The sequence below is a fragment of the Bacteroides sp. MSB163 genome (assembly GCF_036416795.1).
GTDB lineage: Bacteria > Bacteroidota > Bacteroidia > Bacteroidales > Bacteroidaceae > Bacteroides > Bacteroides maternus.
The window spans coordinates 4,423,718-4,438,384 of sequence record NZ_CP143867.1; the positions used below are offsets into that span (position 1 = coordinate 4,423,718).

The following is a 14,667-nucleotide window of genomic DNA, read 5'->3' on the forward strand; positions in this document are numbered from 1 at the left end:
TCTAATTTTGGAACAGGTACTGCTTATACTCGATTGGATCTTATACGTTTTGTTTGCTATAAACGTATTGTATTTATTAATTTATAGTTTGGCGTCACTTAAGCGTAAACCCGATAAACCGGTATCGGTTAAGGAATATAAACGGTTTGCTTTACTAATAGCGGCATATAGAGAAGATGCAGTTATTACGGATACGGTACAGGCTTGTCTGGCGCAAAAATATCCAAATGATAAATATGATATTGTTGTGATTTCGGATCACATGCAACCTTCGACAAATGAGAAATTGCGTACATTACCTATTAGACTACTTCAAGTCGATTTTGAGAAAAGTACCAATACGAAATCTCTGAAAACTGCTCTTGAATATCTAGGGGAGAATTCATATGATGTTGCTTTGATTATCGATGCAGACAATATTATTAACTCTTCGTATCTTTCTGAGGTAAATAATGCGTTTGCAGATCCGAAAGTGCAAGTTGTACAGACTCATCGTGTAGCAAAGAATTTGAATACGGATATGGCTTATTTGGATGCCATTAGTGAGGAAATAAATAATTCAATATTCCGTCTGGGGCATGTCAATTTAGGAATGTCAGCAGCCCTGATAGGTTCCGGTATGGCTTTTGAGTATTCTTTATTCTATAAAGCGATGATGAGTAATACTTCAGTTGGAGGCTTCGACAGAGTTTTGGAAATGAAATTGCTTTATCATCGTATTTTCTTTCATTACTTGCCAGATACTTATGTGCTCGATGAGAAAATACAGAAGACTAAGAATTTCTATCAACAGAGGAGACGTTGGTTGTCTGCGCAATACTATAGCTTCGGTGAGTTTGTTCATCATTTGCTTCCAGCTATCCGTGAACGGAAATGGGATTTTTGTGATAAGTTATTTCAGCAAGCTTCGTTCTCACGGGTCTTATTGTTAGGCTTTACTTTTATTTTTTCTGTGTGTTTTTCAATATGGTTTCCGATGTTAGCATGTAAGTGGTGGGTGATATTCGGATTGTTGTTATTGGCATTAGTGGTTGCTATTCCTCGTCATTTTTGGAAATGGCGATTAGTTAGGGCGGTATGTTTTATCCCCTATTCGTTTCTATTGATGTTTTTAAATTTGTTTCGGTTGAAGGAGGCTAATAAGAGGTTCATTCATACAACGCATGGAGTGGAATGATCTTATCTTTCTACTTTATGAAGAATAACATTGAGTAAGATTTAAAATACTATGCATAAGGTAACTATTGGAATTCCTATTTATAATGGAGGAAATTTATTAGAGTGTTCATTATTGTCTGCACTCAATCAAACGTATCCATATATTGAGTATCTGTTTATTGATGATAAGGGAGATAGTATGGATATCGTTCATCGGATTGTTGCGGAACACGAACGGGCTGAGTCTGTTCGGATTATTGATCAAAGGTATAATCGTGGTACAGGTGCTGCTCGAAATGCAATTATCGAAAATGCAACGGGTGATTATTTATTTACGATGGATTGTGATGACGTAATTACTACTGATTGCATCGAAATACTCTGCAATAAGATGCAGGAGTATCCTGTTGATTTTGTAGCGGCCTCTTTTCTTCGAAGAGATTTGGTTGGAACAGTAGCCCCAGGATGCTCATACCCCGATATAATAATTGAGGGTGGAGAAAATCCTGTCGCAGAATACCGTTATGGGCAAGGTAAGGAGATATTTGTCGCTATTTGGAATAAATTATATAAGATGGACTTTTTGCGTCAAAATCACATTCGATGTATATCGTATCATTTGAATGAAGATCCTTGGTTTACATATCAAGTAATGATGTATGCTCGTTCTTGTCAGCTGATATCTGTTTGTACACTTTATTATACTATAAATCCAACATCGATAACAGGGTTGATTGCTGCTGAAGGGTATTCTGAACGTACTGCTCGGCAGTATGTGGAGATCGAGAAGTTGAAGGCTGAACTTGTTTCTTCGTATGCAGCAAAATCTTTTTACGTAGGAGCATTAGTTGATATTATTTGGATGGGTACTTATTTTGCTTATAGAGTGCTATCTTCTAGACAGTTGGCTAAGAATATAAAGAGAGAGTTTGCCATGTCTCTATTGCGACGTAAATTTGTTTTTCCGGAAAAGTGCTCAATAAATAAAATGTTTATTAAGTATCTAATGCTCTATGTTTTTTGGGGATTACCTGTATGGTTAAAGTATCATCTACTTTCTTTAGCAGTTTTGGCTAATTTGAAAAATAGGATACGACGCTGGATTCATTTTTAACTGTTGAAAAATTCTATTTTTGTCAGTATATACTAAGGCTGAAAATGAAAAGAGAGGTGTCACCACCCCTCTTCCCTCACCTTGAAGCACGGACACTCTTTTGTCCACTCTATCGGCTCCACCTCGCCATTTCCATTTATATCCGGACTCAGATCCCGATGCCCCACAACCCTTGCTTCCGGATAGTCCATCTTCAAAGCCCGTACCAGTACCCGTAGTGAATGTTTCTGCCATTCCGTCCGCGTATCCTTCGCCAACCCGTGGCAATCCAGTCCACCCTCATAACAAATTCCAATTGAATTTGCATTGTGCCCACGCGCGTGGGCACCGACCCTCCCGACCGAGCGTGTGGACTTGATATCACCGTTACGGCGAACGTAGAAATGATAGCCTATGCCATCAAAACCGCGAAGGCGGTGAGCGGTTTCCAAGTCCTGTTCGGTAAAGGGGCGGTCCTCGCGCGTGGCGCTGCAATGGATCACAATTAAATTGATCCTTCTCACAGGTTCATCGCATTTGCGCTAAAAGCGCCGATTACGGCCGAAGCCACTGCGATGATTACTTTCAAAATCTTGTCCCAAGTCGTTTTTTTCATAAAGATTAAGAGATTAGTGATTAATGATTAATGTTCAGTGACTATCCCAGCGGATTCTCATCCAGACCTCCGCCGCCTTCTCCGTTGCCGCCGGAAGAGGAACCGCCACCGGTGGACGAACTGCTGTCTTCCGTCACCAGTTCGAAGACGATGTTGTTCGGTCCTCCCTTGGTGGTGGCAATGCTGTCGTTTGCCAGTCGCAAGGTGTTTGCTACCTTGAAACGGATATTGACACGTTCGATATTCTTCACCGTACAGTCCTTTGCCACTTCGGTGGCACGACATTTAAAGGTGGTGTGGAAAATCCCGAAACCGTCCAGACGGACACTGTTACCGTCGGTCATCGTCTGGCGCATTTGGCGGACGATCGCTCTGCCGACGTGCACCACATCTTCGGCCGACATTCCGCCCAAGGCTTCAATGTCTTGGGCGATGCGTTCAAGGTCGAAGATCTTGGCGTCTTTCGGTTTGCGTTTCAGAGTGTAAACCATCGGTGATTTCGCGTCGCCGATTTTCTTGTGGCGTTGTGTGCGCACTACTAAAGCTTTTGACATAACTTTGTAATTTTTTTAATTAAATGAATAATAAAATCTCCGGAGAGGGGGTAGGAGATACTTTCTTCTTCCGCTCCGGTGAAACAAAGATACGGCAGGCGGATGACGCGGCGAGAGGTTCCGTGAGGTTTCGTGAGGTTCCGTGAGGATAAATGAGGTTAACGGAGGTTATGTGAGGTTTCGTGTAGTCCCCGAAAAATAACGAGGTACGGAGGGGGGGATTCCTCCGCTTGTTTTTATTCCTCAATCTTCCACCCGTCAATGCTTCTTTTCTCCAGCGAGAAGTTCACCCCGATTCGGTATAGCTTCCTGCTGTCCATGGCGAAGGGTTTGGCGTATCCCTTTTCCTCTATCTGGCGCAGAGCCTCTTCAGGTGTTCCGTCCAGCTTGAATTCCACGATATAGACGTAGTCTTTCGTTTCTATCACCATATTCATGCGGCTTTCGCTTGTGGGGCGTTCCACTTTGGTGTAGAATCCCAACATGCGCATTACGATGAAGAAGGCGTTCTGGAAGTAGAGTTCGGCGTCGCCCACAATCTTATAGTCCGTGTCGGAAAACATGGTGGCGAGGCGTTTCATGAATTGTTCGGGGTTGCCTTTGCGTACATCGGCGATGAAGTTCGATACGAAGTAAACCGATTCATCGCTCTTCACCGGCATATAATAGGGCACTAAATACTTGATGAACCCCTCTGCCACTTCCTTGTTGGGGAATCCCAGCCGATAGATGTCAAATTCCTCGTCATATCCTTTTATCGTCAGATACCCGCTTTGATAGATCACCGCTATTGGATTGTCCTTTCATCGGTTATTCCGCAGATGCTTTGGAACTGCCTGTCCATAGAAAGGTTGATAAGGTTGTTCAGGTCGCTGAACACGCTTACCTTCCCGAATTTAGTCACTCCTGTCAGCAGTCCGAAGCGTATGTACCTGTCCTGCGTCTTCATCACCGAATAGAGTGCCTTGAGCGTGTTTCGGTATTCATCCTGTAACTCCTTGTTGCCGAGTGTCTGGAGCATGGGTTTGTCATATTCGTCCACAAGAATGACCACTCGCTGTCCGGCCTTCTCGGCGGCACGTCTGATAATGCCCTTGAAGCGCAGCTCCGGGGTTACTTCGCTTGGCGAGCTTCCGTACAAATCCTCCTAAAAGTGCAGGGTGTCGTTCAGCACATCGTCAAGGCTGCGCTTTTCGTCATATTTGCCCGTGTTCAGGTCCAGATGCAGAATGGGGTATTTCATACGATTCAGCCTTGTTTTGTGGCAAAGTTAGGGAAATTTCTTTTGACCGGCAATAACTTTGTGATTATTATACTCTACTTCCCACGGCTCTACTTCCGGCATACGAACAAGGGAACAAACTCGTCCCCTTGTTCCTCGTCCCTTTTCTAAGGCTCCCCGAAAACATTGACTATGGTTTGCACCTGGGCGGGAGTGTAGTTCCTGCCCGTGCGGCTCATTCCCATTTCCAGCAGGCGTTGTTCCAGTCCGGGCGCTTTGCGTATCCAGGTGTTGAAGCGGTTGACTGCTGCCTGTTGGGTCACTCCGTGAATGTAGCACATGGCCAGTTCGCCTTTCCCGTAGCTGCGTATCAGGAAGCAGACTTCTAAGATAGAATCATCAGTTTTCATCATACTTTAATTTGAATAAATTGTTCTTTTTTGTGAGTCTATTATCTCTACAAATATACTGAATATTAATCAAATAGACAACTTTCTTCTGTAATGTTTTTCAACCAATTTTCATTGTCGAACACTGTGTTCACCGGTCCCGGTTTGTCACCATCGGCACGGTGCACGATATCCTCCTCGCAGGGCCAGTAACGCCCGTTGATGCGGTTGTAGACGAACTTGGCGCAGGTGTTGGCGCTGCCCAGATGCTTAAACCTCACTTTGTCGATGTAGATGGTGACGATTTCTTTCGCGTCATTCCGGTCTACGGTAAAGCAGAAGTCGGCCATATTGCCGAAGTTGGCGGAACCGTTGATGTCATTCATCTCCACCCGCCGTAGTTCGCCGTTGGTGGTGTTGCGGTTCACCTTGCGCGGATGCGCCACGAGGATAACGAGGCACTTGTGTTGCAGGGCGAAGCGGCTCAGCTTGTTCAGCAGCGAGGTGATGTATTGCAGTTCCGTTTGTCCCGGTTCCAGCTGCTGGTCGATGCGGTTCAGCGGGTCGACGACAAGGATGCGCACTCCGCGGCGGCGCACCAGTTGGCGGGCCTTCTCAAGAATGCAGTCCACGGTATAACTTCCCGAGTCCGGCAAGATGTGCGTCACGTTGTCCGTCAGCCAGCGCGTCGTCCGGTTGTAGAGGGCTTCCGTCATGCCCGGTCCGGGGCGGAAGGGATGTCCGGTCAGCTTTTCGGCGAGCTTGGCCAGATGGTATTCCATCGGCATGTTTTCGGGACTGAAGAAGCCGATTTTCCATTCGTGGCGCAGGCAGAGGCGCAGGACGAGTTCGTCGATGAATTCCGATTTTCCCTCACCGGTGCGTCCCGTCCACACCGCGAGGCGCCCCGTCTCAAAGGTGCAGTTTTCGTCCAGATTGGCCCAGCCCGTTTCAGCGCCCCGTTGCAGCCCGTTTTCGAAGAGCGTGCGGAGAGGCTCCTGACGGTCTTCGGCGGTAAAGACGCCCTCCAGCGGGATTTCTTCAGCCTGTTCCAGCGTAATGAGCAGACTTTCCGCGCCATACTTTATCAGGTGCTCGTTGGCGTCTTTACATTCGGGACCGAAGTGCACCAGGCGGCAACGGTCCGATCCGAGGCGCCGCACCAGTTCCTGGCTCAGCAACCGTCCGGAGCTGTCCTCGTCGACGGCGATGTAGATGAGCTTCTTGGGTTCGAAGTGGCTTTCTACGAAGCGATCCATCCAGTTGAGGTTGCTTTGTGCGCTGGCGGGCACGGAGATGACATCCTTCCGGCCGGCGGTCATGAAGGCGGCGGCGTCGAATTCGCCCTCGGTGGCGATGCATTCCGGGGTGTCCAGTATGGCGTCGATGTTGTAGGGGATCAGCTCGGCGCCCTTCACCATCATGAAGTGCTTCCGGCCGCTGCGATACTTGGTGTTGATGAGCGTGCCGCCTTCAAAGTAATTGAAGCAGAGGCAGTTCTCCTCTTCGTTGCTTTCGGGCAGCCTCACCCGTTCTTCGGTGATGCGCAGGTCGGCCAGCAGGTGTTGCGCCAGGCAGCGTTCCTGCGTCCAGTATTGTTCCAGCTTCTCGCTGAGGGTCGTGCGCTTGGGGTCGAAGACGGGGCGGCGGAAGTGGGAGGGGAGCTTGCGGGCACGATTGTAATTCTCTTTTCGCAGCTGGCGTTCCCGTTCTTCGGCATCGTCGGGTACGTAGAGCTTGTAGCCGCAGTGGTGGCAGTAGCACACGCCCTTGTCCAGGTCGATAGAGAGGGATTTGTTGCCTTTGTGTCCGCGGGTGTCGTTGCACTGGGGGCAGATGGTCTTGACTTTTCCGCTGGTGCGGCCATGGGTGTTGATGCCGTGCTGATGGAAATTTCTCATTTTTGTTGAATTGTTTGAATTTATTTTTGGAAAATTGTTAGCGGACTTCATTTGTGAAGTCATTTGCAAAATCGTTTGGAAATGCCACACTTCAGCGTCTCGAATGCCACATTTCGTGGGGGCGAATGCCACACTTGGATGGGGGTGAGGTGCGGCATTTGCCTTGCTTAGGTGTGGCATTTGCCTTGTTCAGGTGTGGCGTTTGCCTTGCCCGGATGTGGCATTTGCTTTGCCCGGTGTGAATTTACGATCTCCATGAGTTCGTGGTTTCATTCCAGAAAGCGGTGTTGTCCGGTCGGGGCGGGGCATTGTCGGGGATGAGACAACCCAGGTAGGTGCGTCGACCGTCGATGCGCTGTTCGTAGCGGTAAGGGTCGGGTGGAGCGGCGGACTGTTGCTTGGCGTCGAGTGCCATGAGGGTTGCGTACAGGGCTTGCGAAGTGTGCTGTCCGGGATTTGTGAAATTCACGAAATAACGGCGTGCATCGCTTTCGCTCAGCAGGTTGTGCCATTTGTCGTAGACTTCGATATGCTTCTTGAAGCAGTCCACGGCCGTCTCGATGTGTCGCATCAGCAGCTCTCCGTAGCCGCTGTGTATGCAGGCTGCTTCCAGCCAGGGTGTTCTCACGGCCAGTCCATCCACTACTTCCTGCCAGGGACGTATGGGATTGAAATTGACATCATCAGCGGCAGCAGTTTCTTTTTCTTTTATTGCTGATGTTGTTATATCTTTTATATTCTCTTTAAACACTTCACGGCTTGTTTCTTTATCGGTGCTGGTATTTAGCGCGTTAGCTTGTTTTTCGTTCGAATTTTCCGTTTTTTCCTCTGCGGTTTTTTGCCGATTTTCGTCATTTTTTGCATCAGCAACGGCATTTGCTCTATCACTTTTTGCCGTTTTTTTCTCCTTCTTTTTCACCGGATTCAGTTCTTCGGGACTGAAGGATCCATCTTCTTCGAGTACGAAAAGCTGGAAGTTGCGGATGATTTTCTCTATGTAGGTAATCGACAACTTTTTGCTCGTGGAAGAGCGCAGATATTTCAGTTGCGCTTTGGCGTCGGGCAGTAAGGATAGTTTTTCGATGATGATCCAGTAGGTTCCTATACCTCTGGGGCCTTCCTTGTCGAACAGGTTTTGCATTCGGGGGTCGTGCATGGCCATGAGCTGGTGCTGTAGATAGAAATTTCTTTTCATTTTTTGCTTGTTTTGTTATTAATTTATTTGTTCGTGGGAAAAGGTTGCGTAAAGCGGAGTTGCTTAGTGTGGCGACAGCGTTTTTTCGTAGCGTTTTTCTCTTAGCGACAGCAAAGATAATCATTGATAATACGGCTGGAATGTGCGGTCTTGCCCGTTTGTCCCGTTGTCAGAATAATCGTGAAAGCGGTTTGGTAGGGCAAGACCGCACATCTTGAAAAAAGAGATGATTTATTATTCCTTAACGTTTGGTGGGGCTCTTGCGCTGAAATGCGCATTGCGATTATTATACACAAACATCTGTCAGTCAGTCTTATTAGCCTTTTTTGTCTGGGGTGTGCCTGAAACGGCGGGTGACATCGCGAAGAGTTCCTAACATTCGCTCCATGCGCGTACTGATGTTGCCTTTGTCTTCCAGTAACTTCTCTATGCCTCGGGCAAAAAGTTCCAATACGATAAATTCCAGTTTCATGTGTTCGGTCTCGGTTTGGACACTGAAAATCTCTACACCATTTTTGTTGGTGATGGACAAATTAAATGAATTAGATAATTTTTTTCATAATTTGAAATAAATGGATTAAATGGAGGCAAAGGTAAAAATACAAGGAAGTAAAGTTTGGTAATTTTTGGGATATAATTGGTGTTTATTGTTTTGATGAAATAAGTCCGTAAAAAGTTCCACGAATAACGGCCGCTGCCAGCTGAAATTTTCCGTGTAGCAGATAGATCACCGCTTTTTTAGGTGCGGCGATAAAAGCAATGTATAGGCAGGACAGGATCTTTTCACTTCCCGTTATATTTCGTCGGGCGTACAGGATGCGGGCGCGTGAAAGATAGAATTCTCTTAAAGGAGTTCCTTTCTTGGCAGTCATGCTTTCTTTATGATAGACTACGGCCTTCGGTTCGTACCATAATTTGTATCCGGCCCGGTGCAGTTGCGCTGACCAGTCAAATTCTTCGTAGAACAGAAAATAAATTTCCGTCATTGGACCTACTCGTTGCAGAACATCGCGGCGTATCATCATGGCGGCACCATGTAGGGAGGCGGTTTCGCGTGCTGTCTGATAGCAAGGTTGTTCTTTTTCATTGAAGCCTATGGCGGAATTCCGTAGCGTGATGTGTGAGAATGGAGTGAAACCAGCATATTGTAATGTGTCGGGCGCATAGCTGTATTTCAGCATAGGGGAGACGCCGCCGTTTTCCGGAGCTGCTTCCAAGCGGTGGATGAGAGTTTCCAGTATCGGGCCTTTAATTATTGTGTCGTTGTTGAGGAAAAACAGGTAGCTGCCTTCGGCAACTTTTAATCCTGTATTGTTGCCTCCGGCAAATCCGGTGTTGGTGTTTTGCACGACTTTTACTTCGGGGTGGTGCGTTTTGATTTCGTCAGCTTCGGGATTACGGGAGCCGTTGTCCACTACAATTATTTCATAGGGATATGTTTCGTATTTACGAAATGAGGCGATCATTTCGCAAGTGTCGGTAAGGCCGTTGTAGTTAACGGTGATGATGGAGACCATAGTTATAAATTTTCAATTTTCTTTAATTGCCTATATTCTTCCAATGTGAGCAACTTTTTGCGAGGTGCTAATTTACGCATTTCATATTTAATGAGATACCATATTCCTTTCATTAATTTCCTAAACTCTTTCAAAGTATTGCTACGTGGAAAAATCTTCTCTACCATTTCCTTGGTCCATGGTTGGATGAAAAAAGAACGATAGTATTCGTCTGTTGGATTGACAATGAAATCAATATCGTCTTCCCATTCGTAGCGATTGACTGCTAATTGCGGCTCAGATAGTTGAAGAATTTTATAGGTTAAAGATTGATATGGAAGATAGTTGAGAAACAACATTCCGTAATCATGCATATAGTGGGGCATTTGAGATTTCTCAAAGAGTATTAGCTTTCCATCTATTGACAATATCGCCCATTTATGCGATTTTTTTGGAAAAAGAAATTCTCCTAATAAACTTGGAGTTTCTATATATCCGCGTTTAGCAACACGGCAATGCTCTTTTATAAACTGTACTGGATCTTCCGCATGCTCAAGAACCTGGTTACAAATGATATAGTCAAATTCTTTGTCTTTAAAAGGAAGATGCTCTCCATCTGCATTGACAAAGACTTGGTGCGGATATATCTTAATATCGCCACTTCGATGGTAATTGTCATTGATAAACTTTTCAACAATGACATTAGCACGGTGAGATGGATTATGACCTGAACCAATTTCGACAACTTTATCACTTTTGCGAATTTTTAAATCATACCTTGTATGAGGTATACGTTTTCTCATTTTTTTGTTTAATGTTTAATATTTATTTTTTTATCCAAAATACTATCCAATTTCTGAACGTGATGTATTTAGATAATTTTAATCTACGGAAGCGACAGGCAGCTTCTATTTTTTCTAAAAACGTCATTTCGTGCCCTGCCCATATGACAGCATTGAGAGTTTGTTTTAAATACACTTTTATGATTGAGTCCCATTTTGGATCCTGTAGAGTCATATTGGATACTATATTACAAACCGTAGTATAACCTTCTATGTTTCGCATATTGAAACGATTCGTCATTGTAGAATTAGGACGTACTCTGCGTTTAAAAAATGGCTTAGGTATATAAAATACTCTCTGAGCATTTAAATGAATTTGCATGGCAAAAATATGGTCTTCATGAATAACTCCAGGTGGGAATCCTTGGAAAAACTTTTCTAAAAAAGATTTTCTTACAAAGCATAAGCATACAGAAATACGAAATATATGTTGTTCCAATTCGTAAGTTAGTAAATCAATTCCATTCCAAATTTTGCTATTTAGCTTCTTCACTCTACTGTATTCAGGTATATGTTGTGTCTTAGTCTCTGTAATAACATCTGCATCAAAAAAAGCAAAATCTAAATTGTTTGACTCACATATATTGAAGCATTCTTGTAGAGCTGTTGTATCTAATATATCGTCACTATCCATAAAATAAATGTATTGTCCGGTAGCATATTGCATGCCATGATTACGTGCTACACCTTGTCCTTGGTTCGGTTGTATATGATATTGTATCCTAGTATCTCGTGCAGTGTATTCTTCAATAATTTCTTGACTGTCATCAGTAGAACCATCATTGATAAGAATGATTTCTAATTCGATTAGTTTTTGATTGCAAATACTGTCTAATGCTTCACGTAAATAATTAGCAGTATTATATATAGGGATAATGACTGAAACTTTGGGGCTCGGCATAGATTGTAGTATATTTAGGTTCATCATTTATTGGATTTTAATAAAATGTTTTTGATCTTAGAAGCAATGTCATATTCTTGAGTAAATTGTATATATATTCCCCATATCAATAAAGATAAAATAGATTTTAAGGATAATGACATAATAAGATTACATTCTCCTATCAATAATGAGGTGAAGTATAATATACAACCAATAATGAAACTTAAAGTGATGGGAGAGATTAGTTGGTGATAGAAGAAACTTAGGTTTCGACGGAACATGAAATGGTACAATTGCCAATAGCATTGTATGAAATTCAGACAGAAAGCAATCAATATGCACCAAGCGGTAGCTTCTAATGAATCAAAGTAAAATATACCAATTAAAATAGCACAAACACTCACCATTGCAGAAAATATACCGCATATTAATAATCCCCGAGTATCATTACCTGCTTGGTAGAATGGGCCTGAAGAAGATAATACTAATTGAATACCGACTGTAAGTGATAGAATTTTGAAAACAGGAATGGAAGGGAGCCATTGATTTCCAAAAATACATAGTACCAGTTCCTCTGAACAGAAAAAAAGTGCTAAGCTGAGTGGAAATCCAATGAATGCTAATAAACGTGTAATACGTTCGTGGGAATAGGCAAGTTTTTTCATGTCATTTTGATAATCACTAAGGATAGGGTGCATAACAGGAGTAATGACATATGTTATGTTTTGTAAAGGTAACATCATTAATCGGTAAGATTTTTCATAATAACCTAACGGGTTCATCCCCATATATTTACCGATGAGAAGCTTGTCTAGATTGCGGGTGAAATAATTGACTACATTGAATAAAAACTGATATATAGAATAATTCCATATTTTTTTTACACTTTTTATACCTATGACCCATTGTATTTTTTGGGGATATTTTTTTAGTGAAACACAGAATATAAGAATACTGGATAGAATTGGTTGTATAATTAATGTGTATAAGCCAACTCCTGATAAAGCAGCAATAATAGAGAATATACCAATAATGAGTTGTATGAGGAAAGTTCGATAAGCTATAAACTTAAACTTTTTGTTTTTATAAAATAATGTATTCGGAACAATGGCAATAGCAGAAAAGAATAGGCTGATTGATAGCAATTGGCATATAGAGATGAGCCGCTCGTCATTATAGTAAGAGGCAATACTCCATGCAGATAGAAAGAATAATATGCTTAAAAGAATTCCTAGCCAAATAGTAAACATGTAGATATTATTTATGTCTCTAGAAGTAAGTTCTTTATTTTGTATAATGGCAGAGGAGAAACCTATATTGGTAAAAATGTTGAAAAAATTAATGATAACCGTTGCCACTGCTATGACGCCGAAGTCATCTGGATGTAATAAACGGGCTAAAACAGCCATCACTATCAAGGAAATAATGATACTTGAATATTTGGCGACCGCGGTGTAAAAGACGCCAGAAAGCATTTGCTGTTTAATACTTACCATTTAGTGTTTATAATTTGGGGTATTTTTGAAAAATTTCATCTTCACATACTTTTTTCATTTGTTCTCTCCAAGATAAATGTTTGATAGAACTTCTGATTTCTTGCGGTAATATTATTTTTGAGTGACAAAAATTAATTATCAGTGAAATATCTATAGGGGTTTCATCAGCAGGAGCTTTTAAAATGTAAGGCATGAGATCAAAGTCATCATCTGTTTCTGAATAGATGAATGAAAATCCTCGTGCAGCGTATTCTCTATTCTTTAAAGTTTTTATATTGTATATTCCACTACGATGACGTCCCAAGCTTCCAATAGCAAAGTCTGCATGATTGAAAAGTTCATTTAACTCTTCTCCATGTTTGGCCCCATGTAATATAACATAGGAGGCTAATCCGTATTCTTGTATAAGGGACATTATTTTATCTTTTTCCTGCTTTCCTGCCATGTTACCTACAAGATGAAAATAAACTTTATATTTAGGATGCTTTTTATAATATAACCCTAAACCTTGGATTAGGCGGTCGAATCCATGCCAAAAATGTATTTCAGCAACTCCTATTAAATGCAGTTCCTGGCTAAGATCATGTGTTTCTTTTCGTAGTGGTATATTAGCAAAATCAATGCCATTGGAAATACGTATAGTACGTTGTCCGAAAATTTTCGTGTCGTTGGAATATGTTACAATGGCGTCTATATATTTACAAAAACGATGTCTGAAAAGTTTGTCTATATAGAGAATGAACCTTCGACTTAAACGATTAAATTCCTGATCATAAGGGTAAGTGGGGATTTCTAAAACTATTCTGATACCATTCTTTTTGAGTTCTTTTACTAAGTGAATAGTAAAAGGATTTGCGTTATGATAGTATCGTATGTATATCCAGTTTATATTATTTTCTATGGCGTATTGGCTAATAGCACTAAAGTCAATACGTTTTTTTATTTTTGCTTGTACTCCAATACCTAAATCAGCAATTACTTTATCATTAACTAACCATTGCCGATGCCCATTGGAGGATAAGTTATAATAACAAGTATTCACATTCATGCCACATTGTATAAGGGCATGTATTTGGTATTTGATTTTTTTGCTGATTCCATTATATTCTTGGAACCCGTGGAAGATCAGAAATAATACATTCATATTTTTATCCATTGTTTTTGTTCCAAGTCATACCTTTTTATTACTCTCGCAGGATTACCTACTGCAATGCTATAATCAGGAATGTCTTTGGTAACAACACTACCTGCACCTATTTGACATCGTTTTCCTATATGCACTCCTGCTACAACAACTGCATTAGCTCCGATATGTGTATCTTCATCAATTATAACTTCTTTCTTATCGAGTGGTTGGATTGAGGAATTTTTAGTACCATCTTGATAACAATGATTGAAACCGGAAATAAATACATGTTGACCTAATCCACAACCATCTTTTATGGTTACAGGACCGATGACAACACTACCAATTCCAATTCGCACTTTATCACCTAGAATAACATCTCCTGCGCCATTGTTAATCGTGGTAAAATCTTCAATGGTACATTTTTTTCCTATCTCAAACCGTTTCCATGGGAATACATCTATACGTGATCTTCTCCAACGGATAATACTGCCTTTACCTTTTTTATGTACAAGAGGATTAAAGAAAAGCTTAACCCAAAGGCGTGGTTTTGGATTATCCAGGGGACTGATTAGCCAACTACTAAATTTCAGCAATGTATTATTCTGTTTAATACTCCGTTTTAACATTTCTATCATCGTTTATTATCGTATTATTTTTAAAGAATCCATTAATGAAATTCTACGTACAATGGGA

Annotated in this window: 17 protein-coding genes and 1 pseudogene; 4 read left to right on the forward strand and 14 right to left on the reverse strand. The window is 42.1% G+C overall.

Annotated elements, in window-relative coordinates; all coding sequences use genetic code 11:
* Positions 1–7 precede the first annotated feature (7 nt).
* Positions 8–1,177: a glycosyltransferase family 2 protein gene (locus VYM24_RS16965; protein ID WP_330940461.1), complete on the forward strand. Its 1,170-nt coding sequence runs from the start codon at positions 8–10 to the stop codon at positions 1,175–1,177.
* A gap of 51 nt (positions 1,178–1,228) precedes the next feature.
* Positions 1,229–2,272: a glycosyltransferase family 2 protein gene (locus tag VYM24_RS16970; RefSeq protein ID WP_330940462.1), complete on the forward strand. Its 1,044-nt coding sequence runs from the start codon at positions 1,229–1,231 to the stop codon at positions 2,270–2,272.
* A 59-nt stretch (positions 2,273–2,331) separates the two neighbouring features.
* Here the strand turns inward: VYM24_RS16970 and VYM24_RS16975 are convergent, their stop codons facing one another.
* From VYM24_RS16975 to VYM24_RS16985, 3 genes are read right to left on the reverse strand one after another with little or no spacing between them, the layout of a single operon-like run.
* Positions 2,332–2,775 carry an N-acetylmuramoyl-L-alanine amidase gene (locus VYM24_RS16975; RefSeq protein ID WP_227071074.1) on the reverse strand — a complete coding sequence of 148 codons (444 nt, stop codon included), beginning with the start codon at positions 2,773–2,775 and terminating at the stop codon, positions 2,332–2,334.
* Positions 2,772–2,867 carry a smalltalk protein gene (locus VYM24_RS16980; RefSeq protein WP_149934701.1) on the reverse strand — a complete coding sequence of 32 codons (96 nt, stop codon included), beginning with the start codon at positions 2,865–2,867 and terminating at the stop codon, positions 2,772–2,774. The genes VYM24_RS16975 and VYM24_RS16980 overlap by 4 nt, the downstream gene beginning before the upstream one ends.
* A gap of 41 nt (positions 2,868–2,908) precedes the next feature.
* Entirely contained in the window at positions 2,909–3,421 is a 513-nt protein-coding gene (locus VYM24_RS16985) for an HU family DNA-binding protein (protein ID WP_227071073.1), read from the reverse strand.
* Between the two features lie 23 nt (positions 3,422–3,444).
* Between VYM24_RS16985 and VYM24_RS16990 the strand changes: the two genes are divergently transcribed.
* Complete coding sequence (locus VYM24_RS16990) at positions 3,445–3,567, forward strand: hypothetical protein (protein WP_330940463.1); 123 nt, start codon at positions 3,445–3,447, stop codon at positions 3,565–3,567.
* 90 nt (positions 3,568–3,657) lie between these two features.
* Here VYM24_RS16990 and VYM24_RS16995 read toward each other — a convergent pair.
* The 3 genes and pseudogenes from VYM24_RS16995 to VYM24_RS17005 form a co-directional block, all read right to left on the reverse strand.
* Positions 3,658–4,664 (reverse strand): annotated as a pseudogene (locus VYM24_RS16995) (AAA family ATPase); the annotation flags it as partial.
* 146 nt (positions 4,665–4,810) lie between these two features.
* The gene (locus tag VYM24_RS17000) at positions 4,811–5,056 is read right to left on the reverse strand and encodes a DUF4248 domain-containing protein (RefSeq protein ID WP_227071072.1); all 246 of its coding nucleotides are present in this window, start codon (positions 5,054–5,056) and stop codon (positions 4,811–4,813) included.
* Between the two features lie 62 nt (positions 5,057–5,118).
* On the reverse strand, positions 5,119–6,933 hold the full coding sequence (locus tag VYM24_RS17005; RefSeq protein WP_330942264.1) for a DnaB-like helicase C-terminal domain-containing protein: 1,815 nt from the start codon (positions 6,931–6,933) through the stop codon (positions 5,119–5,121).
* 53 nt (positions 6,934–6,986) lie between these two features.
* Between VYM24_RS17005 and VYM24_RS17010 the strand changes: the two genes are divergently transcribed.
* Positions 6,987–7,175 carry a hypothetical protein gene (locus VYM24_RS17010; protein ID WP_330940464.1) on the forward strand — a complete coding sequence of 63 codons (189 nt, stop codon included), beginning with the start codon at positions 6,987–6,989 and terminating at the stop codon, positions 7,173–7,175.
* A gap of 2 nt (positions 7,176–7,177) precedes the next feature.
* Here VYM24_RS17010 and VYM24_RS17015 read toward each other — a convergent pair whose 3' ends face one another.
* The 8 genes from VYM24_RS17015 to VYM24_RS17050 all read right to left on the reverse strand — a co-directional run bounded on the left by VYM24_RS17015 (position 7,178) and on the right by VYM24_RS17050 (position 14,609).
* On the reverse strand, positions 7,178–8,095 hold the full coding sequence (locus VYM24_RS17015) for a DUF7833 domain-containing protein (protein WP_330940465.1): 918 nt from the start codon (positions 8,093–8,095) through the stop codon (positions 7,178–7,180).
* A gap of 349 nt (positions 8,096–8,444) precedes the next feature.
* On the reverse strand, positions 8,445–8,600 hold the full coding sequence (locus tag VYM24_RS17020; RefSeq protein ID WP_227071070.1) for a hypothetical protein: 156 nt from the start codon (positions 8,598–8,600) through the stop codon (positions 8,445–8,447).
* Positions 8,601–8,772: 172 nt separating this feature from the next.
* On the reverse strand, positions 8,773–9,645 hold the full coding sequence (locus tag VYM24_RS17025) for a glycosyltransferase family 2 protein (protein WP_227071069.1): 873 nt from the start codon (positions 9,643–9,645) through the stop codon (positions 8,773–8,775).
* Positions 9,646–9,647: 2 nt separating this feature from the next.
* Positions 9,648–10,427 carry a class I SAM-dependent methyltransferase gene (locus VYM24_RS17030; protein ID WP_330940466.1) on the reverse strand — a complete coding sequence of 260 codons (780 nt, stop codon included), beginning with the start codon at positions 10,425–10,427 and terminating at the stop codon, positions 9,648–9,650.
* Between the two features lie 22 nt (positions 10,428–10,449).
* Positions 10,450–11,394 carry a glycosyltransferase family 2 protein gene (locus VYM24_RS17035; RefSeq protein ID WP_317206907.1) on the reverse strand — a complete coding sequence of 315 codons (945 nt, stop codon included), beginning with the start codon at positions 11,392–11,394 and terminating at the stop codon, positions 10,450–10,452.
* Entirely contained in the window at positions 11,391–12,845 is a 1,455-nt protein-coding gene (locus tag VYM24_RS17040; RefSeq protein WP_227071067.1) for a lipopolysaccharide biosynthesis protein, read from the reverse strand. Before VYM24_RS17040 ends, VYM24_RS17035 begins: the two co-directional genes overlap by 4 nt.
* A 7-nt stretch (positions 12,846–12,852) precedes the next feature.
* Entirely contained in the window at positions 12,853–13,989 is a 1,137-nt protein-coding gene (locus VYM24_RS17045; RefSeq protein ID WP_227071095.1) for a glycosyltransferase family protein, read from the reverse strand.
* Positions 13,986–14,609: an acyltransferase gene (locus tag VYM24_RS17050; RefSeq protein ID WP_227071066.1), complete on the reverse strand. Its 624-nt coding sequence runs from the start codon at positions 14,607–14,609 to the stop codon at positions 13,986–13,988. Before VYM24_RS17050 ends, VYM24_RS17045 begins: the two co-directional genes overlap by 4 nt.
* Positions 14,610–14,667: the final 58 nt, after the last annotated feature.